The 21,645-nt window shown below is 42.9% G+C and carries 17 protein-coding genes; 3 read left to right on the top strand and 14 right to left on the bottom strand.

The genetic code is table 11. The features are described 5' to 3' along the window. Positions 1–2 precede the first annotated feature (2 nt). The 4 genes from NKF87_RS00330 to asnS all read right to left on the bottom strand — a co-directional run bounded on the left by NKF87_RS00330 (position 3) and on the right by asnS (position 4,375). On the bottom strand, positions 3–1,058 hold the full coding sequence (locus tag NKF87_RS00330; protein WP_253583772.1) for a metallophosphoesterase family protein: 1,056 nt from the start codon (positions 1,056–1,058) through the stop codon (positions 3–5). Further along, a complete protein-coding gene (locus tag NKF87_RS00325; protein ID WP_028088355.1) occupies positions 985–2,208 on the bottom strand; it encodes a sensor histidine kinase in 1,224 nt (407 codons plus the stop codon). The genes NKF87_RS00330 and NKF87_RS00325 overlap by 74 nt, the downstream gene beginning before the upstream one ends. Then, positions 2,198–2,887, bottom strand: a complete 690-nt coding sequence (vanR, locus tag NKF87_RS00320) for a VanR-ABDEGLN family response regulator transcription factor (protein WP_118225347.1) — start codon at positions 2,885–2,887, stop codon at positions 2,198–2,200. Before vanR ends, NKF87_RS00325 begins: the two co-directional genes overlap by 11 nt. A 96-nt stretch (positions 2,888–2,983) precedes the next feature. After that, positions 2,984–4,375 (bottom strand): asparagine--tRNA ligase, encoded by a 1,392-nt coding sequence (gene asnS / locus NKF87_RS00315; protein ID WP_117598270.1) that lies wholly within the window; start codon positions 4,373–4,375, stop codon positions 2,984–2,986. 109 nt (positions 4,376–4,484) lie between these two features. On the opposite strand from asnS, the gene NKF87_RS00310 reads away from it, so the two are divergent. Next, positions 4,485–5,708 (top strand): 6-phosphofructokinase, encoded by a 1,224-nt coding sequence (locus NKF87_RS00310; RefSeq protein WP_253583771.1) that lies wholly within the window; start codon positions 4,485–4,487, stop codon positions 5,706–5,708. A gap of 1,178 nt (positions 5,709–6,886) precedes the next feature. After that, the gene (locus NKF87_RS00305; protein WP_055284543.1) at positions 6,887–7,375 is read left to right on the top strand and encodes a QueT transporter family protein; all 489 of its coding nucleotides are present in this window, start codon (positions 6,887–6,889) and stop codon (positions 7,373–7,375) included. An 88-nt stretch (positions 7,376–7,463) separates the two neighbouring features. On the opposite strand, the gene NKF87_RS00300 is transcribed toward NKF87_RS00305, so the two are convergent. The 4 genes from NKF87_RS00300 to NKF87_RS00285 form a co-directional block, all read right to left on the bottom strand. Continuing rightward, complete coding sequence (locus NKF87_RS00300) at positions 7,464–9,911, bottom strand: hypothetical protein (RefSeq protein ID WP_253583769.1); 2,448 nt, start codon at positions 9,909–9,911, stop codon at positions 7,464–7,466. Positions 9,912–9,924: 13 nt separating this feature from the next. Continuing rightward, the gene (locus tag NKF87_RS00295; protein WP_253583767.1) at positions 9,925–11,106 is read right to left on the bottom strand and encodes a class I SAM-dependent methyltransferase; all 1,182 of its coding nucleotides are present in this window, start codon (positions 11,104–11,106) and stop codon (positions 9,925–9,927) included. Between the two features lie 120 nt (positions 11,107–11,226). Continuing rightward, positions 11,227–13,821, bottom strand: a complete 2,595-nt coding sequence (locus NKF87_RS00290) for a sensor histidine kinase (RefSeq protein ID WP_253583765.1) — start codon at positions 13,819–13,821, stop codon at positions 11,227–11,229. Positions 13,822–13,833: 12 nt separating this feature from the next. Further along, entirely contained in the window at positions 13,834–14,529 is a 696-nt protein-coding gene (locus NKF87_RS00285; RefSeq protein WP_055284552.1) for a response regulator transcription factor, read from the bottom strand. Positions 14,530–14,816: 287 nt separating this feature from the next. Here NKF87_RS00285 and NKF87_RS00280 point away from each other — a divergent pair, with 287 nt between their 5' ends. Continuing rightward, positions 14,817–15,176, top strand: coding sequence for a sporulation initiation factor Spo0A C-terminal domain-containing protein (locus NKF87_RS00280; RefSeq protein WP_118224872.1), 360 nt, complete (start codon positions 14,817–14,819; stop codon positions 15,174–15,176). A gap of 389 nt (positions 15,177–15,565) precedes the next feature. Here the strand turns inward: NKF87_RS00280 and NKF87_RS00275 are convergent, their stop codons facing one another. From NKF87_RS00275 to NKF87_RS00250, 6 genes are all read right to left on the bottom strand, one after another. After that, complete coding sequence (locus NKF87_RS00275; protein ID WP_253583763.1) at positions 15,566–16,510, bottom strand: alpha/beta fold hydrolase; 945 nt, start codon at positions 16,508–16,510, stop codon at positions 15,566–15,568. After that, positions 16,507–17,886 carry a citrate/2-methylcitrate synthase gene (locus NKF87_RS00270; protein ID WP_006427523.1) on the bottom strand — a complete coding sequence of 460 codons (1,380 nt, stop codon included), beginning with the start codon at positions 17,884–17,886 and terminating at the stop codon, positions 16,507–16,509. Before NKF87_RS00270 ends, NKF87_RS00275 begins: the two co-directional genes overlap by 4 nt. Further along, positions 17,883–18,761, bottom strand: coding sequence for a 16S rRNA (adenine(1518)-N(6)/adenine(1519)-N(6))-dimethyltransferase RsmA (rsmA, locus tag NKF87_RS00265; RefSeq protein WP_118224870.1), 879 nt, complete (start codon positions 18,759–18,761; stop codon positions 17,883–17,885). Before rsmA ends, NKF87_RS00270 begins: the two co-directional genes overlap by 4 nt. 124 nt (positions 18,762–18,885) lie before the next feature. Continuing rightward, on the bottom strand, positions 18,886–19,338 hold the full coding sequence (locus NKF87_RS00260) for an MFS transporter (RefSeq protein WP_118224869.1): 453 nt from the start codon (positions 19,336–19,338) through the stop codon (positions 18,886–18,888). A gap of 78 nt (positions 19,339–19,416) precedes the next feature. After that, positions 19,417–20,322: an Rpn family recombination-promoting nuclease/putative transposase gene (locus NKF87_RS00255; RefSeq protein ID WP_118224868.1), complete on the bottom strand. Its 906-nt coding sequence runs from the start codon at positions 20,320–20,322 to the stop codon at positions 19,417–19,419. Positions 20,323–20,714: 392 nt separating this feature from the next. After that, a complete protein-coding gene (locus NKF87_RS00250; protein ID WP_118378370.1) occupies positions 20,715–21,476 on the bottom strand; it encodes a TatD family hydrolase in 762 nt (253 codons plus the stop codon). Between the last annotated feature and the right edge of the window lie 169 nt (positions 21,477–21,645).

Genomic DNA, 21,645 nt, shown 5'->3' with positions numbered 1-21,645 from the left:
TTCTAGCCTCTTCTTGTCTCCATCAACGCCCGTACTCCCTCACAGAGCGCCTGATACTCCAGGCTGTCTGCCGGATACCCCTCCAGGCTTTCAATGTATTGCCCAAGAATATTTCCTTTATTTTCATTTTTTAATTTTGTAAAATCATACGCCGGCTTTGTATGATCCGTAATCTCCACTACATTACCATAAGGATCCATATAATCCAACTCATACCAGATATCCGGATCACGATATCCGGTTAATGTGATCTTATACATATGCTGCATTCCCTGCTCTGCTATCATATCTGTAATTTTCTGCCTCAGTACATGACCGGTTACAAATTTATCCACCTTTACCTCGCAGTTTCTGTATTCCCGCAACGCATGTGGTACAAACCGGATCTGACAGCCTTTTCCGGTAATTCTTCCCTCTATATAGCCATGCCTCCCGATATCTCCTGTATCCGTCGGTTCCAGCGAACCGGCATACGCCATCCTGTTTTCCACCAACAGCTGTGGTTTATGAATATGACCGAATGCCACATAATCATAGCCAAGTGTTATAATCTGATTGCTCTTGATCGGAATGTGTTTCTCATCACCGCCGTGTGCAAGCAATATCTCATATTTCTGCCGTCTTTCCGGGACTGCATGATCATAGACCGGATCATGGATTTCTCTGGAATGATAACTGCATCCATAGACTGCCGTCTGGATCCGGTCAAGTTCCACACAATCGATCTCCTGCGAACAGATCATATGCACATGCGGTGCCCAGGAAAATGTCCTGTAATAAGAATTTTTCTTAATATAGTCATGATTGCCGGCAATCATGACCACCTCCGTATGTTCCAGCATCTCCAGTATGGAATTCATTTCTTTTAATTCTCTTAACAGGGGTTGTCTGTGAAACAGATCTCCGGCAATCAGCAACAGATCTGTCTTCTTCTGGTTACAGATTGTTATGATATCCCGAAAGCTGTCCCAGAGTTCCTGTTCTCTATTTTGACTGTAGGCGTTTCCCGCGTCCGGTTTTGCCCCTAAATGCAAGTCTGCGATGTGTATGAACTTCATCCTTGCTTCCTTCTTTCTGTTCTGTCTTTTCCTTCGATGGCAATGTCACGACAAACTGCGTCTGATTGTCATCACTTTTTGCCAGAATTCTGCCCCCGTGCAGCTCCACAATCTGTTTGGCGATTGCAAGTCCGAGACCTGCGCCGCCGGTTCCCGTTGATCTGGAACCATCCACACGGTAGAATTTTTCGAATATTGTCTGAAGCATATCACCCGGAATCTTATCTCCTGCATTGGTAAATGTGATCTCGATATCCCCGTCCTTTATCTTTGCTTCAATCCGGATCTCCGTATTTGCATAGCAGTAAGCAATTGCGTTTCTTAAGATATTATCAAATACTCTTGCGAGCTTGTCCGGATCTCCATAGATCATCAGATCTTCTTCTACATCCACTTCACAGGTCAGTTTCTTCTCCTGCAGAACTCCGTACAGCTCGTCTGCCAGCTGTTCCAGCATCATCGTGAGATCAATCTCTACCGGTTCCAATTCAATGTTCTGAAGATTATATCTGGTGATGTCAAAGAATTCGTTGATCAGTTCACCCAGCCGGATGGATTTTTCCAGGGCAATATGTGTATATGCTTCTCGTTCTTCTTCCGGCATGTCCGGATGATCTTCCAGCATCGTAAGATATGCCACAATGGAAGTCAGAGGTGTCTTCAGATCATGTGCCAGAAAAAGTACCAGGTCATTTTTCTTCTTTTCACCTTCCGTTGCTTCCAGCTCCTGCCGTTTCAATGTCGCTTTGATCTCATTTAACCGGATCTCGATAGGCTTTAATTCTGTGATCAGGTGGATGGGATCTGTCGATTCCGAGATGATATTTTCAATTCCGTGATCGATCTGATCCAGATATTTAGTCATCTGGGAAAGTGCCACATAAAAGAAAAGCGCAAAAAGAATCAGATAACCAACGATCATATAGAATGTCTTGTTATCTCCGACCAGTTTCCAATAGAGGTGGATCGCCGTCTTTTCATTTACATTCAGAAACACCAGAGCATCTACAAAAAACCTGGCAAAACTGTCATTATAAATTCCATCGATCACAAATTTGAGCAGTACCCCTCCTACCAAAACGGTAAGTGCTGTAACCAGCACTGTCTGCAGGAGGATACTGAATTTCAATTTCCGATAATTATTCTTCAACCTTATAGCCCACTCCCCACACAGTCTTGATAAAATCAGACTTGCCTGTCGGTGCACTCATCTTCTCGCGGAGATGACGGATATGCACCATCACCGTGTTGTTACTGTTCTTATAATATTTCTCATGCCATACTTTCTCAAATAACTCTTCCGAGCTTATGACCTTTCCCCGGTTCTCACATAGAAGCCAAAGGATGTCAAATTCTATCGGAGTCAGTGTCAGCGGCACTTCATTGTATACACATTCATGAGACGTACGGTTCAAAAGTAATCCTCCGAAGTCCAGCACATCGCCTTCTTCCTTGGTTCCTTCGTTGTATTGTGTATATCTGCGAAGCTGCGCTTTCACTCTCGCAACTAATTCCAGTGGATTGAACGGCTTCGGAATGTAATCATCCGCTCCCAGCGTAAGTCCTGTGATCTTGTCCATGTACTCCGTCTTCGCCGTCAGCATGATCACCGGGAATGTATACTTCTGCCTAATCTGCTTCAGTATCTGGAAACCGTCAATATCCGGAAGCATGATATCCAGGATCGCGAGGTCGATCTTCATATTATTGATACAATCCAGTGCATCCTGGCCGTTATAAAATTTGAATACTTTGTACTGATCATTCTGAAGATAAAGCTCTACTACATCAGCGATTTCCTTTTCATCGTCTACTACTAATATATTCATACTGCCCTCGATTCTATACAGGGACGGGAGATTTCCAAAAATCCCCCGTCCCCATATATATTTTTATATAAGTTTTTCAAGTGTCGTTATCCACCATTACAGTTCGCAGTTATTGACAGTTCTTGGGAACGGAATCACGTCACGGATATTACCCATTCCTGTCAGGTACATTACGCATCTCTCAAATCCAAGTCCGAAACCTGCATGTCTTGTAGAACCGTATTTACGAAGATCCATGTAGAACTTGTAGTCTTCTTCCTTCAGTCCCAGTTCGTCCATTCTTGATTTCAGCTTATCGTAGTCATCCTCTCTCTGGCTTCCTCCGATAATCTCACCGATTCCCGGCACCAGACAGTCTACTGCCGCAACCGTCTTGCCGTCATCATTCAGCTTCATATAGAATGCTTTAATCTCCTTCGGATAGTCCGTCACAAACACCGGACGTTTGAAGACTTCTTCTGTCAGATATCTTTCGTGCTCTGTCTGAAGATCTGTTCCCCATGTTACTTTGTACTCAAATTTATCGTTGTGTTTTTCAAGAAGTTCAACGGCCTCTGTATATGTCACTCTTGCGAAATCAGAAGATACTACATTGTGCAGTCTCTCCAGAAGTCCCTTATCCACAAATGAATTGAAGAAATTCATCTCTTCCGGTGCATTCTCCAGTACATAATTGATGACATATTTTAACATTGCTTCTGCAACAAACATATTGTCGTCCAGATCTGCAAATGCCATCTCAGGCTCGATCATCCAGAACTCTGCCGCATGACGTGTTGTATTAGAGTTTTCTGCACGGAATGTCGGTCCGAATGTGTAAATGTTACGGAATGCCTGTGCATAAGTCTCTCCATTCAGCTGTCCGCTTACGGTAAGGCTTGTCTCTTTTCCGAAGAAATCTTTGGAATAATCTACGCTTCCGTCTTCATTCTTCGGTACATTATTCAGATCCATAGTCGTTACCTGGAACATCTCTCCCGCACCCTCACAATCACTTCCTGTGATCAGTGGTGTATGCACATATACGAATCCTCTCTCCTGGAAGAACTTGTGAATCGCATATGCCGTCAGAGAACGTACACGGAATACTGCCTGGAACGTATTCGTTCTAGGTCTTAAATGTGCGATCGTTCTCAGATATTCAAAACTGTGGCGCTTCTTCTGAAGCGGATAATCCGGTGCCGATGCTCCTTCAACTTCTACGGTATCCGCCTGGATCTCAAATGGTTGCTTTGCCTGCGGTGTTGCTACCAGCGTACCTGTAACGATCACTGCTGCCCCGACATTTAACTTGGAAATCTCTGCAAAGTTATCCATCTTGTCATGGTATACAACCTGTAAAGGCTCAAAGAAGGTTCCGTCATTTACCACGATAAATCCGAATGCTTTGGATCCACGGATACTTCTTACCCATCCTCCGATTGTTACTTTCTGATCCATGTATGAATCTCTGTTTTTATACAATTCTCTGATTGTTGTCAATTCCATACCAATGTTTCTCCTTTTTTAAAAACTCACATATATTTCTATTATACCATATCCCCCTGGTTTATGTTATACTATATTTACTGAATTTAAAAAGTTAGGAGATTATCATATGAAGAACTTACTAGTTGCACAGTCCGGCGGACCAACTTCTGCAATCAACGCAACCCTTGCCGGAGTAGTTGAGAACGCACTTTCCAGCCCGTCCGTAGATAGGATTTACGGATCGATCAACGGAATCCAGGGAGTGCTGACTGAGAACCTGATAGATCTGAAAACTAAAATTACAAATGTATCCGAACTGGATCTTCTTTGTCAGACCCCTGCTTCTGCACTCGGCTCCTGCCGTGTGAAATTAAAAGATCCTGCTGTGTGTGCAGATGAATATGAGACCATTATCTCTGTTCTTAGAAAATACAATATTGACTGCTTTATCTATATCGGTGGAAATGATTCCATGGATACAGTGGACAAGCTTTCCAAATATCTGAACACCAAGGGAATCACAGATATTACGGTTGTCGGTGCTCCTAAGACCATCGACAATGATCTCTGCGGAACGGATCACTGTCCTGGTTTTGGTTCTGCCGCAAAATATATCGGAACTACATTTGCCGAGCTGGAACGCGACTGCTACGTATACGCAACTAAAGCAGTAACTATCGTAGAAGTCATGGGCCGTGACGCCGGATGGCTGACTGCCGCTTCCTGCCTTGCCCGTGCAAATGGTGCGAAAGGACCTGACTTCATCTATCTCTGCGAAGTACCATTCAGCATTGATACATTCTTAAAAGATGTAAAAGCAAAACTGGAAGAACAAGATGCCGTGATCATCGCTGTCAGCGAAGGCGTGAAGAACAAAGACGGCCGTTACATTTCCGAAGAAGTGCAGAGCTCTGCTGTAGATTCCTTTGGTCACAGCTATATCGCCGGTGCCGCAAAGGTTCTGGAAGATGCTGTCAGAAATGAGATCGGATGCAAGGTACGTTCGATCGAACTGAACCTGATGCAGCGCTGCGCCGCACATCTTGCAAGTGCTACCGACATTCAGGAATCCAGAATGCTCGGAAAGACCGCCTGCCAGTATGCGCTCGGGGGGGCAACCGGTATGATGGCTGCTGTGATCCGTACTTCTGATAAGCCTTATGCTACAGAATTCAAGGCACTTCCAGTATGCGATATTGCCAATGCGATCAAGAGTGTGCCTGCGGATTATATTAATGATGCGGGAAATGATGTGACGGAAAAGATGGTGGATTATCTGACGCCGTTGATTCAGGGGGAAATGAATACGGTGTATGAGAACGGGATTCCGAAGTATCTTTATTTGTATTAAATTGGGATTTAATTCAGGAAGGCTGTGGATACCCGAACCGGAATAAAGCTTGGAAAGGCGTTCCTGCTCAGGTTCCATCGGCGGGTCAATTCTAAAGGGGTAAAATTCTGCTAAAAGCAGGCTTTCAAAATTTGAAACTCGGCATACGCCTCAAACAGTCAAATTTTGAAAACCTAACGCAGAATTTTACCCCTTAAGAATTACCAACGCCTCTTTCACATTCACTGGAACGCCTTTTCAAGCTTTATTCCGTGTGTATCAAATGCCTTACGAATTAATGGCAATTGCGTAACGGTTGTGGCCTCCACCGGGTTACACTTCCGGGCATTTCATTTATTAACATTTGCTGCCAGTCACGACTTGAAGGAAACAATAGATAAGGATTATTGTGAATGTGGAATGCCGTTAGAAACAATTAGAGAGTCAGAAGCACCGTTAAAGGAACGAAGCGAACGTGTTTGAGGCGAACGCCGAGTTTGAGCGTAGTTCCTTTGCTTTTAGGTGATTCTGACTCTCTTAGTGTTTCTTATGGTATGGAACCTGAACAAGAAGCCTTATCTATTGTTTCCTTCAAGGACTGAGAGGCCGCTTCCCCAGTTAATAAATTAAACCCCAATTTATTTCAACGTATATATAAATTCAAAACACCGTATGGTATACTGACAATGTTACCGCCTCCATACTGGCAACAGGAAGGAGGTGTTCATTATGGATTTGGCATTATCTTTTATTGTCGCTGTTGCGGCTGGTGTAGTTTGCCACTACATCATCAAATGGTTAGATGGCGACAAATAGCCGGTAACTAACCTGTGGAGTTAAGCCTTTCCACACCAAAATCAGGAATAGAAAAACCCTCGGATGGCACTCCGAGGGTTTTTCGTTGCTGTTCACTATGGAATAGCATTATCTTTTGCCTACTGGCATTATAGCATATGCAATTTAACAATACAATATGTAAATTTAATAGAAAGTGGGTATGTTCTTGCTTTTCTTGTCTTTTCATGCTATACTATCACCCGTTACAAAACCCGAAAAACCAAGGTCTTACAAGGGTTGCGCCGATTCCCGGCGTAAAGAAGATGATAGAAAAGACATCCACCGGATTTCTTTCCTATCCGCTACGGCGCGTGTGTTCGTGACCTTCCACACGTAAAACAAAACTAAAGGAGAATTGAAAAATGAAAAACAAAAATCTTAGTTTCATGACCCAGGCAGCCATGATCGCTGCAATCTATGTGGTGCTGACTTACATCTTTGCACCATTTTCTTTCGGAGAAGTACAGGTTCGTATCTCCGAAGCACTTACTATTTTACCAATATTTACACCAGCCGCTATTCCGGGACTCTTTGTCGGATGTCTGATCGGTAATATTCTGGGCGGTGCGATCCTTCCGGATATTGTATTCGGCAGTATTGCAACTCTGATCGGTGCATTTTTCACATGGAAACTGCGTGAGCAGAAGCCGGTTGTCGCAACACTTCCACCGATTATTTCGAATATCATCATCGTTCCGTTCGTACTGCGTTACGGTTATGGTGTGACACTTCCGATTCCGTTTATGATGCTGACGGTTGGAATTGGTGAGGTGATCTCCTGCACTGTTCTTGGTCTGATCGTGTACGGAGCATTGAAGAAATATAAAGGAACACTTTTCCGCACAGCTTAATCTATATCTGAATGGTATTAAAAAGAGCGGACATATAACTCATTTCATAACAGTTATATGTCCGCTCTTTTTTATTTTCTATACACAACTATCCAATATACGCATTTCCGCTTCCGGATGTCATCTGATCCATCTCTTCATACTTCACGCTGTGTCTTGTACTGTCATTCAAGTCTTCATACACAACATTCGTATCACTATATCCCACCAGAATAACCGCATTCTGCGAATCCAGCATTGCAATGACCGGTCTGCCCTGATTGATAATGTACAGGATCTCTTCTGTCGTACATCCGGTCAGGTCATAGGCAGCACCATCATTTATATCCTTCAAAATATCAATTGGCTTCTCCTGGTTTTTAAGACGGTCCTTGATTGTATTTAATACGTCATCTTTCTCTGTGATCGAATACTGCAGGTTACGGTTACCACGCTCCCATACATAGTCCTGTGAGGAATCGACTACCACTCCGTTGTAATCATTTGCTTTCTTGATCGCATCCCCTGCCTTTGTATACACGCCCTGGATCTCACCATGTCCATAGACATAATATTTCTCCGGTGCGTCTTTGTCTGAAAATGTGATCGTCTGCGGTGTCTCGAACAGGATCTGTTTTGGTTTCAGTACTTTTGGTTCCTTATCCGATATCCCATCATTGTATGTCAGTCGTACCTGTGTCTGCTTCAGATCTGTCGCATATGTCTCCAGTGTAATATTGCTTTTCGTCTTCTGTTCATTGTTCGTAATATAATCCGGAGCTGTTGCAGTATAAGTGTCCCCATCCTTTGATGCACGCTCCAGCGTGATCATATCTTCATCAAATGCTGCATTTAAAATGTAAATGCCATCTGTCTGATAGGTTTTGATCACTTTTCCTTTTTGATTCCGGATCTCCAATTTGTACATTGGGACGGTTGCTTCTCCGGACACGGTATTTCCTATGTCTTCCGTCTTCGCAATTCCATATACAAAATCACTTCTGATGAAGCCCAGTGGACGGATGCATTCTCCTTCGCTGCAGGTTATTTTCTGCTTCTTTCCTGTCCCTACATTCAGGATCGATACTTTCGTTGCAGTTCCTAGTTCTCCGTCTGCCTGATATGCAATCAGACTTCCATCTTCCGATACGACATACTGCTGTGCGTCCAGACCTTTGACCAGTACTGTTTTCTCATCATCCTCTATACTATACTGATATAGTGTACCGTCCACCATGGTGTAGAGCATGTCTGTCTTCGCATCATAATAAGACATTTCTCCCAGTTCACTGACTGCCTGTGCATAAGATTTATTGGTAGAGATAAAGACTTTCTCTTCCACGGAATTTTTCTCTATATCGTAATAATATACGGCCACTCCGACTTCACCTTCATGCTCACCACGATTCATATATCCCGACACAAGGAAGGTCGTGTTGCCCTTTGCGTCTACTTTCAAAATCTTGATCTTGTGATCCGGAACCAGATTTCTCACATCTGTATTTTCCGCATCTGCAAATCCGAATACAAGTGACACCTCATCCGAATCTTTATTATAATTCCAAAGTTCATTTGCCTCGACAAATGATACGATCGTCCCGTCTTTATTCACCTTATAAGACAGATTCGTTGGTGCAATTCCGAGGATAATTCCCTTCTCATTCAGAACCTTCTTCGTCGCATCAAATATCTGATCCATCGTTCTGTCATAATCTAAGAGGTATGTCTTTTGTGCATCTGCGATGTATCTGACACGGAAGAATTCTTTGACCGCATACCGGTCGGATTCATTTTCCTCTCCTTTACAGCTTACCCTGTATTGTAACAATACCGACATGCAGGTACTGTTCAGTTCTTTGATACTCCAGCGTTCTTCCTGTTCTACCTGTGGTTTCAGACTGCCCCATGTAACCTGTTCGTAATTCGAATTGATCGTTACATGCTGAAGCGTCGTATTATCCGCATCATCCGTCGGCTCAAGCGCTGCTCCTACGCCTGCATTCTCTGCCTTTGCAAGTGCATTTTCATGATAATCACTGATATAATTCAGACACTGTGCAACATTGGCATCTTCATCACTGACAATTCTGGTGTAGAAATATACCGGATCCGCACCATTTCTGTTCAGCCGAACCTCCAGAATTCTTTCTTCATCCAGTACCTTATCTCCACTCAGATCCAGACTGAAGTTCTTTCCTGCCTTTTTGATTTTCTTAGATTCCAGTTCACTTGTCCCGTCCAGTGTGTAGACTTTATAGCTGGCTCCTGTAAATTTATTGCCATATGCTTCTATATTTACATCCAGACTCTGATCGGCTACCGGAGTGATGGTATTATGCATAGAAGACACATCCATCCTCTTTGCATAGCCTGTAAGTGTATTGATCTTATAATCTCCATATGAAAATGAGATCTGTGGAAATGTTGCGGCTCCCATATCAGCCGTCATGTTGTCATTCCCCTTATTCGTCACGTAGCTGAATATAATGACAGCCACGATAAATACTGCAGACAAAACGCCCACATTTATCAAACGTTTCTTTAAAGTTAATGTCATTTATACTCCCTCTTTATTCCGTTTTTCCCTGGTTATCTAACAGGCGCCCCAGTGTCGGTGACACCCTGAGTTCTGCTTCACATTTCCGAATAGATGCTTCGATTTGCTGCCGCCTTACAGATTCTTTCTGATCTGCTTTCTGATTCCTTTTTACTGCCCGGATCAGGATATTCTTCGGTGTGTGTTCCATATCGATGAATTCCAGTATCTGTGCTTCATCCCCCTCGCGCTCCAGATACTGTGCCCGGAGTCCGTCCGTGATCAGCGCCGCCATACGTTCCTTCAACAGTCCATATCTTAATACCGGTTCTAATACCTCATTCCGGATCTGTCGGTTCAATTCATGCTGGCAGCATGGTACAGACAGGATCACTTTTGCATCCCAGCCGACCGCTTTCGCCAGTGCATAATCCGTTGCCGTATCACAGGCATGTAGAGTTACTACCATATCTACTTTGTTGACTCCGGTATAATCTGCAATATCCCCTTCCAGAAATCTCAGCTTTTCATAGCCGTATTTCTCACTCAGTTCATTACAGTGACAGATCACCTCTTTCTTCAGATCCAGTCCTATGATTCTTATGTCATATTCTTTCAATTCATGCAGGTAATAATACATGGCAAATGTAAGATAAGACTTTCCACAGCCAAAATCCAGAATTGTAAGTTCTCTTCCCTTATCCAGCTCCGGAAGGATATCTTCGATAAACTCCAGAAAACGGTTGATCTGGCGGAACTTATCGGATTTTGCACGCACAATCTTTCCATCCTGCGTCATAACTCCAAGATCCTGAAGAAACGGTACCGGGACTCCCTCTTCCAACACATACTTTTTCTTACGGTCATGGCTCATATCAATCTTCTTTTTCCCGCCCTTTTTTATCTTACTTTTTATGGTCACTTTTCCTTTTTTACTTACAAGAACCGTATAATCCGCTCTCTGTGTCTCCATCTGCATCTGGCGCATATTTCCCATATATTCGAGAAGTATTTCACAAGCTTTTTTCTCCTCCACATTCTCGTGAAATGCCTGATTGTTCCGGAACGATTCAAACTGGAAGTAAAGTACCTCTTTTTTCAGTACAGGTCTTATCTTTACCTTCTGCACATCATCTTTCTTCTTCGGATTACTCAGCGTTGCTGATATAAATTCTATATTTAAATTTTCCTGTAATAATTTACTTAATTCATTCATAATATTATATTTTACTGTTTTTTAGACAAGAGCGCAAGTATCATGGATAGCAATTTTACCGGACAGAACCGAGAAAATGCAGTTAAGGACGGAGGATTGCATGCAATCCTCCGTCCCCAACTATGAAACCGGGAATTTTATTGTCACTTTAAACAAATCTCCATCCAGATATAATTCAAATGTTCCGCCCTGCATTTCCGTCAGCGACTGTGCAATCGACAATCCCAGACCACTGCCTTCTGTGCTTCTTGATACATCCCCGCGGATGAATCGTTCCGTCAGCTCGGAAGCCGGGATGTTCAGCGGCCGTGCCGATATATTCTTCAGGCTGAAGCATGCCATGCCATCTTTCTTCTCGAGATCAGCATAAACTCTTGTTCCCTGCATCGCATATTTTGCCGCATTGTTATATATATTAGACAGCACTCTCCAAAGCCGTCTTCCATCTGCGCGGATCACAATCTCCTCATTCGGAAGGTTCATGACCTCTTCCAGATCTCCTGCCTTGAATTTTTCCTCGAATTCTCCACTCGTCTGCTGGATCATTTCCACCAGGTTCAGGTTCATGAATTCCAACGTAATATTCCCTGAACTTACCTTGGAAGCCTCTACGACGTCTTCTGTCAATGTCTTCAGGCGCTGTGATTTCTGTTCCAGAACTTCAATGTAACGCCGGATCTTCGGATCCTTAAAGTCCTCCTGCTTTAACAATTCTACATAATTAATGATAGATGTAAGCGGCGTCTTGATATCATGCGAGACATTCGTAATGAGGTCTGTCTTCAGCCGTTCGCTTTTCATACTCTTTGCAAGTGCTGTTTCCAGTCCTTCTCCAATAGAATTTACTTTCTCTGCAATCTCTTTCTGTTCTGCCAGTAATCCATTTACCGGAATCTGATACTCCACTTCGCCACCGGCAATCTTCTCGATCCCTATCATGATCTTTCCGGTTCCTTTTGCCTTTTGAACCATCCAGACGAATGCTGCGGCATCTGTTACCAGCAAGATGAATGCCCACGCCCAGGTAGTACTCCCATCTGCAGCAAATATATAGGTCAGCCAGTGGAACAATAAAAATGCTGCTAATCCGATCATCATTTTCCACAGATACCGGATGTTTTGAAGCATATCTTTCAAAAAGAGTAACAGCCATCTGAATACACTGTTCTTCCATACAGTCTTCGCCTTGATTCTTCTCACCAGGCTCAGATACCCCAGAAGGAACATCGCACAGCTATACAGCGCACCCAGACATCCCACCACCATTCCTTGCAGATATATCTGTTTATTTTCTGTATAGATAGTCTCTCCATTTACGCTTTGCCATGTAAATATCCCGGCTTTTGTTACTACCAGCATAACTACTGCCCAGAGCAATATTACACCAACCGCTGCCGGTTCTGTCTTTATGTGATCAAACTTCACCAGATGCACTTCTTCATCTTCCGCACTTCTTCCGGCTCCGATCGTCAATAACACCAGAATCGCCAGATAGGCTGCGACTGCCAGAACTGCCCCTATACCGGCCGCTTTTGCCCCGGCCGCATATTGTGTAAAGATCTGTTTCTGCTCGTAAAAATCATCTTTCACAGGATACGCTGTATCCACAACCGATGCATATACATAATCTGACGCATTTACATAACCGGCTACTGTCTTCTGCCATTCCTGTGCCATTGAATCTCCTTTGCCGGCTTTTTCAATATTACTTTCATAGTTTGCAAGCTTCGGTCTTACGATCACATATTTCCCTGATTTTTTTAGTTGTTCCAGGCTCTCCTCGTAATGATCATAGTCCTGATATTTCTTTTTATTCGTAATGACCGTTCCGTTATCCCGGTTCACATACAGGTATGTGATATTCGAATTTCCTTCCTGATACTGCTTCTGGTTTAGCACATAATTGTCAACATCCGAATAGATGATCTCGGCCGCATCATTTATCATTCTGTAGGCATCACTCAGCCTGCCGTTCCATGTCTTGGAATTATTCACAAGCTGAAGTACCGTTTCTCCGTTTACCGTCTTATAGTCTCCGGGAATCTTTGTCCCGTCATAATTCCAGCAATTGATGTAAGCAATCTTTCCATCGATATCCTGAAGTCCCCTGAATCTGGATTTCCCGCTGCTGCTTTCCTGATATTCCCCCTGTTTCAGCTCATCCAGAATATCATCTGCAGAACTGTTTCCTGTAATGACAAATGACAGATCCCCTCTGTCGATCATCTGTTTAAATTCTTTATAACGGAAATAGTGGTAGTTTCCATCTGACCGCTGACACACAATGATATCGTCCTGTTCGTCCCGGGTATCTGAGACGGAACCATCATCTGTCATCGTTTCTGCGATTAATTTGCCCCAGGAATACATGTCCCCCAGCCGGAAGGACAGTCCGGTCTCGTCTTTACCCGTTATCCCGCCTGTATCTTCATATTTTGCCACATCTACGATCTTATCCGGGTCATATTTTCCATCTGTATCATATAAGGTCTGATATTGGATCTCGTCCAGGATGTGATAATTGGCATTGGCCACAGCATTGGCAAATGCATTGCTTTCCTCATACGTCTTCGCAGCATCAGCAGAACACAGCTCCTGTATCAGCACCGGATAACGCGTAGCCCACAGGATGCATAACACCCCTGCAGCTGCAAGTATATGTGCCACTGCCAGCAAAAAGAATTTTACTCTTGGCATTCGGTACCATTTCTTCATATATGCTCCTTCCTAAAGCTTCTCTATCTTATACCCGACACCCCAGACTACCTTCAGGTATCTCGGCTCCTTCGGATTGATCTCGATCTTCTCTCTGATATGGCGGATATGTACTGCCACTGTATTATCCACTCCGATAGCATCCTCATTCCAGATACTTTCATATATCTGATCGATAGAAAATACTTTTCCCTGATTTTTCACCAGTAATAATAAAATATTATATTCGATCGGTGTCAGTCTGACCGGTTCCCCGTCAACCGTAACCTCCTTCTGTTCATCATCGATAGATAATCCACCGACCGCATAAACAGCCTGATTACTTTTATCGATCGTGCTTCCAAGCTGTGTATATCTGCGAAGCTGGGACTTTACCCGCGCTGTCAGCTCCAGCGGATTGAATGGCTTCGTCATATAATCATCCGCTCCTACATTCAGTCCCAGGATCTTATCGGCATCCTCAGATTTTGCCGACAGGATTATGATCGGCATATTCTTCTTCTCGCGGATCTTTAACGTTGCCCGGATCCCATCCAGCTTCGGCATCATCACATCAATGATCAGAAGATCCACCTTCTCCCTGTCCAGCACTTTTAACGCTTCCTCACCGTCATAGGCTTTTAACACTTTATATCCTTCCTGCGACAGGTATATCTCTATTGCTTCTACAATCTCTCTATCATCATCACATACAAGTACGTTGTACATTTCTCATCACCTCCCTTATACTATACAAGAATATCAACTAATTTTTAAGTCCTGGTCTTGTAAATTCTTAAGATATTATGAAAATATGCTCTTTATCCGTTCTGTCGTCTAAAATAGAAACTGCTAATATTATGTCTAAAAACAATAAACCATATTTTCGTAAAGATATTTTTTCTATATAATAATCCCTGGTGATTTAAGAATCTTTTTTATTTTTTCATACTCCGTGGGATTTTCATCTTGTCGGATTCTTCCAAACAAAATTTTTAGAAAGAAGATGACATATTATGCATGAACCAGAAATAGAATATCTTATTCGCTCTCTTGGTATTGGTGCAACTTACCGTGGCTATGAATATCTCATTTATGGTATACGTCTTTGTCTGTCTGATGAAAACTACCTCCTTTTCGTCAGTAAGTATCTTTATCCAGACATCGCACGTCACTATAATACGACAAGTTATAGTGTTGAACGTGATATCCGCACTGTCATCAAGGTCTGTTGGGAGCACGGAAACAGACCGCTTCTCGAAAAAATTGCATTACGCCCTTTAACTCTGAAACCAACCTCCGGTGAATTCTTTGATATCGTAACTGCTCATTTACGCAAATACTCTGAATGCTGTCCTTTACTTTCCGCTCTTTAGAATCTGTTTTTGTCTTCTTCATTTTTAGTTAAGATTTTTTCGAATTCTTTTATGTTTTTAACATACTTTAGACATATTTTTTGCCTATACTATATATCAGATAGTTGATAAGCAACAACTATCACCCCCCTCATAAAGTAAAACACCGGAATCACTCTCCGGTGTACACTTTACTCTCATTCCTTTAGTAATTATAACAACAACAAAAAGCTCTCCGGAAAGGAGAGTTTTTTGTTGCGTTTTTTATAAAATGAACATACTTTTTTCACATTTCTTGATTATAATACTTTCAGATAGTTGGATAACAACTATCGCCCCCCTCATAAAGTAAAGGCCGCCAGAAGATTACTTCTGGCGGTCCACTTTACCGGTAATTTCTGCGGATGTCTTTACGACTCCGCTTTTGTTTTATTTCTTTCTCCGATCCACGTAAGGATATCCCGATACACATTCTGCCGGTCCACCTCATTCAAGATCTCATGCCGGTCGCCTTCATACAGATGGATCGACACATCTTTGATCCCGGCATCTTTATATTTCTCATAGACTCTGGTCACATTCTTTCCGAATGCCCCTACCGGGTCATCGGATCCTGCCGTAAAGAGCACCGGAAGCGTCTTCGGAATCCGTTTCATACTTCCCTTCCGTACCAGAACCTTCATACCGGTAAACATCTGATAATAGGCTCCCAGTGTAAATGTATAGGAACACAGCGGATCCCGCACATATTCATCTCGTTTTTTCTTATCGGATGTGATCCATTCCTTCGATGTCTCACCAGGTTCAAATTTCTTATTGAAACCTCCAAAACTCAGACTATCCACAAATGCGCTTCTGTATTTCCATCCTTTGAACGCTGCAATGACCCTGCAGATCATCCTTCCCGCACAAAGCGTCAGCATTCCCTGATGACCGGTTCCCATAATGATAACTCCCGCAAGGCCCCCCGCATACATCGTCAGATACTGTCTCAACAGGAATGACCCCATACTGTGCCCCAGCATAAAATACGGCACATCCGGATATTTTTTCCGTGTCATCTCCTGCAGCTGATAAATATCTCCGATCACATACTGATTACCTTTCCGTTCATCAAAATATCCCAGATCAGCTTCTGTCTGTATGGATTTCCCATGTCCCAGATGATCATGTCCGACTACATAATATCCGTACTCCGACATAAATTCGGCAAATTCATCATAACGATCAATATACTCCACCATTCCATGACATATCTGTAAGACACCTTTTATCTCTCTATCCGGAAGCCATTCGATCGCATGGATCTTTGTCACAGAATCTCTGGATGTATAATAAAATTCATGCTTCATCATCTATCATCCATTCTGACATACTCTTTGTATTCGGCCAGCGGTTTGTACGCCGGACGAATGATCTTATCTACATTCTTAAGCTCTTCCAGACGGTGTGCACTCCATCCGACGATACGCGCTGCCGCAAAGATCGGTGTATAAAGTGACGGTGGAAGATCCAGCATACTATATACAAGTCCGCTGTAGAAATCGACATTCGCATTTACACCTTTGTATATCTTACGCTTTTCTGCGATGACCTCCGGTGCCATATGCTCTACCTTTTCATACAGTGCATATTCCTTCTCACAGCCCTTTTCTCTTGCAAGCTGCTTAACGAACTTCTTAAAAATATCGGCTCTCGGGTCAGATACGGAATAGATTGCATGCCCCATTCCGTAGATCAGTCCTTTCCGGTCAAATGCCTTCTTATCCAACAAATCGGTCAGATACCGGCGTACCTCATCATCATCTTCCCAGTCACTGACTTTTTCCATCATATCGTCAAACATCTGGGTTACTTTGACATTTGCTCCCCCGTGCTTTGGTCCTTTTAAGGATGCCATAGCAGCCACGATCGTCGAATAAGTATCCGTTCCGGATGATGTTACCACATGCGTTGTAAATGTAGAATTGTTACCGCCGCCGTGATCCATATGAAGGACAAGTGCCATATCCAGGATCTTTGCCTCTAATTTCGTATATTCCTTATTCTCACGCAGCATCATCAGTATATTCTCTGCTGTTGATAATTCCGGTGACGGTGCATAGATGAAGAGATCTTCTCCCATACGGTAATTATATGCATGATAGCCATAGATCATCAGCATCGGGAACTGACTGATCAGATTCAGGCACTGACGCAGTACATTTGGAATCGACGTATCGTCTGCATGAGGATCATACGTGTACAGGCTTAAGATTGATCTCGACAGGCTGTTCATCATGTCACGGCTTGGCGCTTTCATGATCACATCACGGACAAATGTCGGCGGCAATGTCCGTCTTTCCACCAGTGTCTCATGAAATGTCTGCAGCTGCGTCTTATCCGGAAGTTCACCGAATAACAGCAGATAGGCGATTTCCTCAAATCCATAGTGCTTATCTTTCAGAAAACCCTGCACCAGATCTTTGATATTATAGCCGCGATAGTAAAGATTTCCTGCACATGGCACTTCCTCTCCGTTCACGATCTTCTTCGCACATACATCGGAAATGTTCGTAAGTCCCGCAAGGACACCTTTTCCGTTCAGGTCACGGAGTCCCCGTTTGACTTCGTACTTCGTATACAGCTCTTTGTCTATCGCATTGTTCTTCTCGCAAAGTTCTGCAAAATGGCTGATTTCCGGTGTTACCTCAAATAGTGTCTGCCCTTCTTTTCTGTCCATCGTCATCATCCTTTCTTATATGGAGATAATAAATCACTCAATCTTGCAAATTCTTCCAGTGTCAGTGTCTCACCTCTCACACTTGCACCCTTTCCAAGTGCATCAATCGCTGCTTCCACTTCTTCTTTTGTAAAATCTAATGTCGCCGCATTCTTCAGACCGTTCGCCAGTGTCTTCCTTCTCTGGTTGAAAGATGCACGGATAATGTTGAACATCAGCTTCTCATCCTGCACCTGTACCGGTTTCTCCTGATGACAGGTCAGACGTATAACCGCTGATCCCACCTTCGGTCTCGGCATGAAACAGTTCGGCGGAACATTTGCCACAATATACGGGTCGGCATAATACTGTACTGCTAATGACAGTGCGCCATAGTCCTTATTACCCGGTCCGGTCTGCATACGATCCGCAACTTCTTTCTGCACCATGACAGTGATACTCTCTACCGGAACCTCATTTTCAAAAAGTCCCATGATGATCGGCGTCGTAATATAATATGGCAGGTTCGCCACCACTTTGACCGGCTTTCCGTTGTTCTCTTCGTCTGCAATCTTCTTAAGATCCAACTTCAATACATCTTCATTGATGACACGTACATTGTCATATCCGCTTAATGTATCCTCCAGGATCGGGATCAGATTCTTATCGATCTCAACTGCGATCACCTTTCCTGCCGCCTGTGCCAGATATTGCGTCATCGTACCGATTCCTGGTCCGATCTCCAGTACCATATCATCCTCCGTGATATTCGCCGACTGTATGATCTTATCTAATACATGTGTATCGATCAGGAAATTCTGACCGAATTTTTTCTGAAATGAAAAATTATATTTCTGCAGAACCTCGATGGTATTCTGCGGATTTCCTAACGTTGGTTCCTTCATAGACCCTCCCGTATCTGTTATATGGTTTCTCGATTATTCCTCATTATACAATAATTTGGCCGGGATTGACAGCGATAAAAAATGAAATATGTATAAAGAAAATATAAACGGGGATGGAAGATTCTCATATGCCCGGTAAGCTTGCTATGGCTGCTAATGCGAATCCACAAGCGAAGATTGCTCCATTTCCAAATCCTCTTACGACCATTCCGACGATGGCAAATGTTCCGCTGTGAGGGTTAATTGCTACGATCAGGAATCCGACCAGCATCAGAATCGAACTGAGGATTAGCGTTTTCTGATGTCCTATTTTCTTAACAATCGCAGGTACGAAACAGTTTCCAATAATAACCGGAAGTGTCAGTGCCATGGAAAGTGGTGTCATCATATCCATATCTTTTAAGATATTTCCACAATAATATACGGTCATAGATCCGTTACCTGACGCAATGCTAAGTGCCAAGATAAACAATGCTGCTACAAAGTAAAAATATTTATTCTTCAAGATAGCCGGCGCACTGATTAAAATCCACGGTCTTGCTTTTCCCCATTTTTCGGGCTTTTCTGGCTGTTTCATATGCGGAACAGATTATCGAGAATTTTTATCATGTACGATCTGTATATTTCACTACCTTCCAATAATAGGCGCAGACATTTAAAACAACCGGCTCTTTTCCTCGGAAATCTCTTTATCTGTTGCTCCTGTATATTGTTTAATTTTATAATCGGGAATGTGATCCTGCAGCATTTCACGAATAATATTGCGTTTTTCTTGTTCTCTTCCCTCTGCAATTCCCTTTTCTCTTCCCTCTGCAATTCCAGCCTCGAGTCCAAGTCTTTTTGCTGTCTTCATCATAATGTCATGATCTCTGATTGCTTTCTGCCTTGCTTCGTATTCCAGCCGTTTCTTCTCATCCGCACTCAGTCTGTCTAATACATCATATGCCTCTTCAAAAGTAGAATTATTCTCTGCCATCTTCTTGAAATCCTCCCTGCATTTTCCGCCTAGAAAGCGCATCCATTGTAACAGATCTGTCTCATTTTTCTGCTCAGGCGGAAGCTTGGACAGTTCTAGTATGTGCATCTCTAACAGATCTGTATACTCTTTCCCTGTCTCTGTGTCACACAATGCAATCCGACGATAGCACTTTTCATCATCCTGAAAATAAGTATGATCTAGAATGCTTACCTGAATGCACTTCTGCAGCCTGTCATAACTGTCGCCTTCTCTGATCTGATCCACATACATTTTTCCAAGATAATACGCCGACCGGTTAGCCCAGTAGTCGTAGTAGACAACTTGCATCTCAAAGTCTATCTGTACACCGTTTTTTAACTTCACCCGAACATCCAAAATTCCGTATTTATCATCCTCATACTGTTTTTGTAATATTGTAGGCATGAGGTCTGTTTTTTCTACGTCTTCCGGGTGAAGCTTTAGCAAAGCCGCTACGATTCCTTTCCGGATATTTTCATTTTGCATCAATTCTTTGAAACAAAAATCCACCGTCGGAAGCATAATAAAGTCATCTTCTGTTACATTTTTCTGGTTTCTTCTCATAGAATTCTCCCTTCTTTTGTAAGATAAAGTATCGTTTGAAGTAAAGAATTCTCTGCCTAAGCATATTTTAACACAGGAGTATATCTTAGAAAAGCAGAAGTTTACCAAATGTTCTCAGCAAATACCTCAGATTCTCAGAGCTGCCTGAAACATTTTTTCAAACGATCTTCCTCTTTTTTGCTTTCATCGGATTATCTACTCTGAATATAGAGTGAAAGAAATAATTACCGATTGGTTGATAGATACTTTTGCAGTCTGTCAGATTGACGACTGCGTAAGATTAGGTTAACATAAGTAGTTTTATATGACAATAGGAAATTTATGCATAAGGGTTTTCTTATTAATAAACAAGGAAGATATCGTTGTTTTTCCGATATCTCCCCTGCTTTTTGCTATAACCGGTACATCTCTCTTGCATTTTTCTCCGTCTGTTCGACTACTTCTTCATACGTAATGCCCTTTAATTCCGCAATCTTCTCTGCCACATAACGGATATAAGCAGAATTGTTGCGCTTTCCACGATTCGGTTCCGGTGCCATATACGGGCAGTCCGTCTCGAGTACAATTGATGTCAGCGGAATATTTTCCACTACTTCTTTCAGCTTCTTCGCATTCTTGAACGTTACCACTCCGCCAACGCCGATGTAAAATCCCATCTTGATATATTCCTGTGCCATTTCTTTGGAATAAGAATAACAATGGATCACACCGCTTAGTCCTTTCGCATGCTCTTTCATAATCTCCATGGTATCTGCCGCTGCCTCCCGGCTGTGGATCAGAACCGGAAGATCCAACTCTCTTGCCAGTTCCAGCTGCCGTATGAACCATTTTTTCTGCACTTCTCTCGGCTCATTGTCCCAGTAATAATCCAGACCGATCTCGCCTACCGCAACCACTTTCTCCTCTTTAAACAGCTCTTTCATCTGTGCAAAGTTCTCTTCATTCAGGCAGCCGACCTCATCCGGATGAATCCCGACTGCCGCATATACAAATGGATATTCCTTTGCAAGTGCAATAACCTTCCTGCAGGAATTATATGCTGCACTGACATTTACAATTGTGCCAACGCCCTGCTCTTCCATAGAATTCAGCAATTCTACTCTGTCCTCATTAAACTGCTCATCGTCATAATGTGCATGTGTATCAAATATCATATATCCCTCCGGGGACGGAGGATTTTCAAAAATAATGTCTTAAATCCTCCGTCCCAAATCAAAAATGTCCTGTCCCCAGTATCCCAATATTTATCCCATCTTTTCCACACGTTATCCCAAGGAATTTCATGGTTATCCCACCCTTATCCCAAGGTTTTCCACATACTTA

This window comes from Dorea longicatena, assembly GCF_024168045.1.
GTDB lineage: Bacteria > Bacillota > Clostridia > Lachnospirales > Lachnospiraceae > Dorea_A.
The sequence above is the reverse complement of the archived record's forward strand: the minus strand, read 5'-3'. Positions and strand labels throughout refer to the sequence as shown.

Bases quoted from the DNA above. Each gene is read 5' to 3' on its own strand.
- NKF87_RS00330 (WP_253583772.1), bottom strand. From the start codon at position 1,058: ATGAAGTTCATACACATCGCAGACTTGCATTTAGGGGCAAAACCGGAC.
- vanR (WP_118225347.1), bottom strand. From the start codon at position 2,887: ATGAATATATTAGTAGTAGACGATGAAAAGGAAATCGCTGATGTAGTA.
- asnS (WP_117598270.1), bottom strand. From the start codon at position 4,375: ATGGAATTGACAACAATCAGAGAATTGTATAAAAACAGAGATTCATAC.
- NKF87_RS00310 (WP_253583771.1), top strand. From the start codon at position 4,485: ATGAAGAACTTACTAGTTGCACAGTCCGGCGGACCAACTTCTGCAATC.
- NKF87_RS00305 (WP_055284543.1), top strand. From the start codon at position 6,887: ATGAAAAACAAAAATCTTAGTTTCATGACCCAGGCAGCCATGATCGCT.
- NKF87_RS00300 (WP_253583769.1), bottom strand. From the start codon at position 9,911: ATGACATTAACTTTAAAGAAACGTTTGATAAATGTGGGCGTTTTGTCT.
- NKF87_RS00295 (WP_253583767.1), bottom strand. From the start codon at position 11,106: ATGAATGAATTAAGTAAATTATTACAGGAAAATTTAAATATAGAATTT.
- NKF87_RS00290 (WP_253583765.1), bottom strand. From the start codon at position 13,821: ATGAAGAAATGGTACCGAATGCCAAGAGTAAAATTCTTTTTGCTGGCA.
- NKF87_RS00285 (WP_055284552.1), bottom strand. From the start codon at position 14,529: ATGTACAACGTACTTGTATGTGATGATGATAGAGAGATTGTAGAAGCA.
- NKF87_RS00280 (WP_118224872.1), top strand. From the start codon at position 14,817: ATGCATGAACCAGAAATAGAATATCTTATTCGCTCTCTTGGTATTGGT.
- NKF87_RS00275 (WP_253583763.1), bottom strand. From the start codon at position 16,510: ATGATGAAGCATGAATTTTATTATACATCCAGAGATTCTGTGACAAAG.
- NKF87_RS00270 (WP_006427523.1), bottom strand. From the start codon at position 17,886: ATGATGACGATGGACAGAAAAGAAGGGCAGACACTATTTGAGGTAACA.
- rsmA (WP_118224870.1), bottom strand. From the start codon at position 18,761: ATGAAGGAACCAACGTTAGGAAATCCGCAGAATACCATCGAGGTTCTG.
- NKF87_RS00260 (WP_118224869.1), bottom strand. From the start codon at position 19,338: ATGAAACAGCCAGAAAAGCCCGAAAAATGGGGAAAAGCAAGACCGTGG.
- NKF87_RS00255 (WP_118224868.1), bottom strand. From the start codon at position 20,322: ATGAGAAGAAACCAGAAAAATGTAACAGAAGATGACTTTATTATGCTT.
- NKF87_RS00250 (WP_118378370.1), bottom strand. From the start codon at position 21,476: ATGATATTTGATACACATGCACATTATGACGATGAGCAGTTTAATGAG.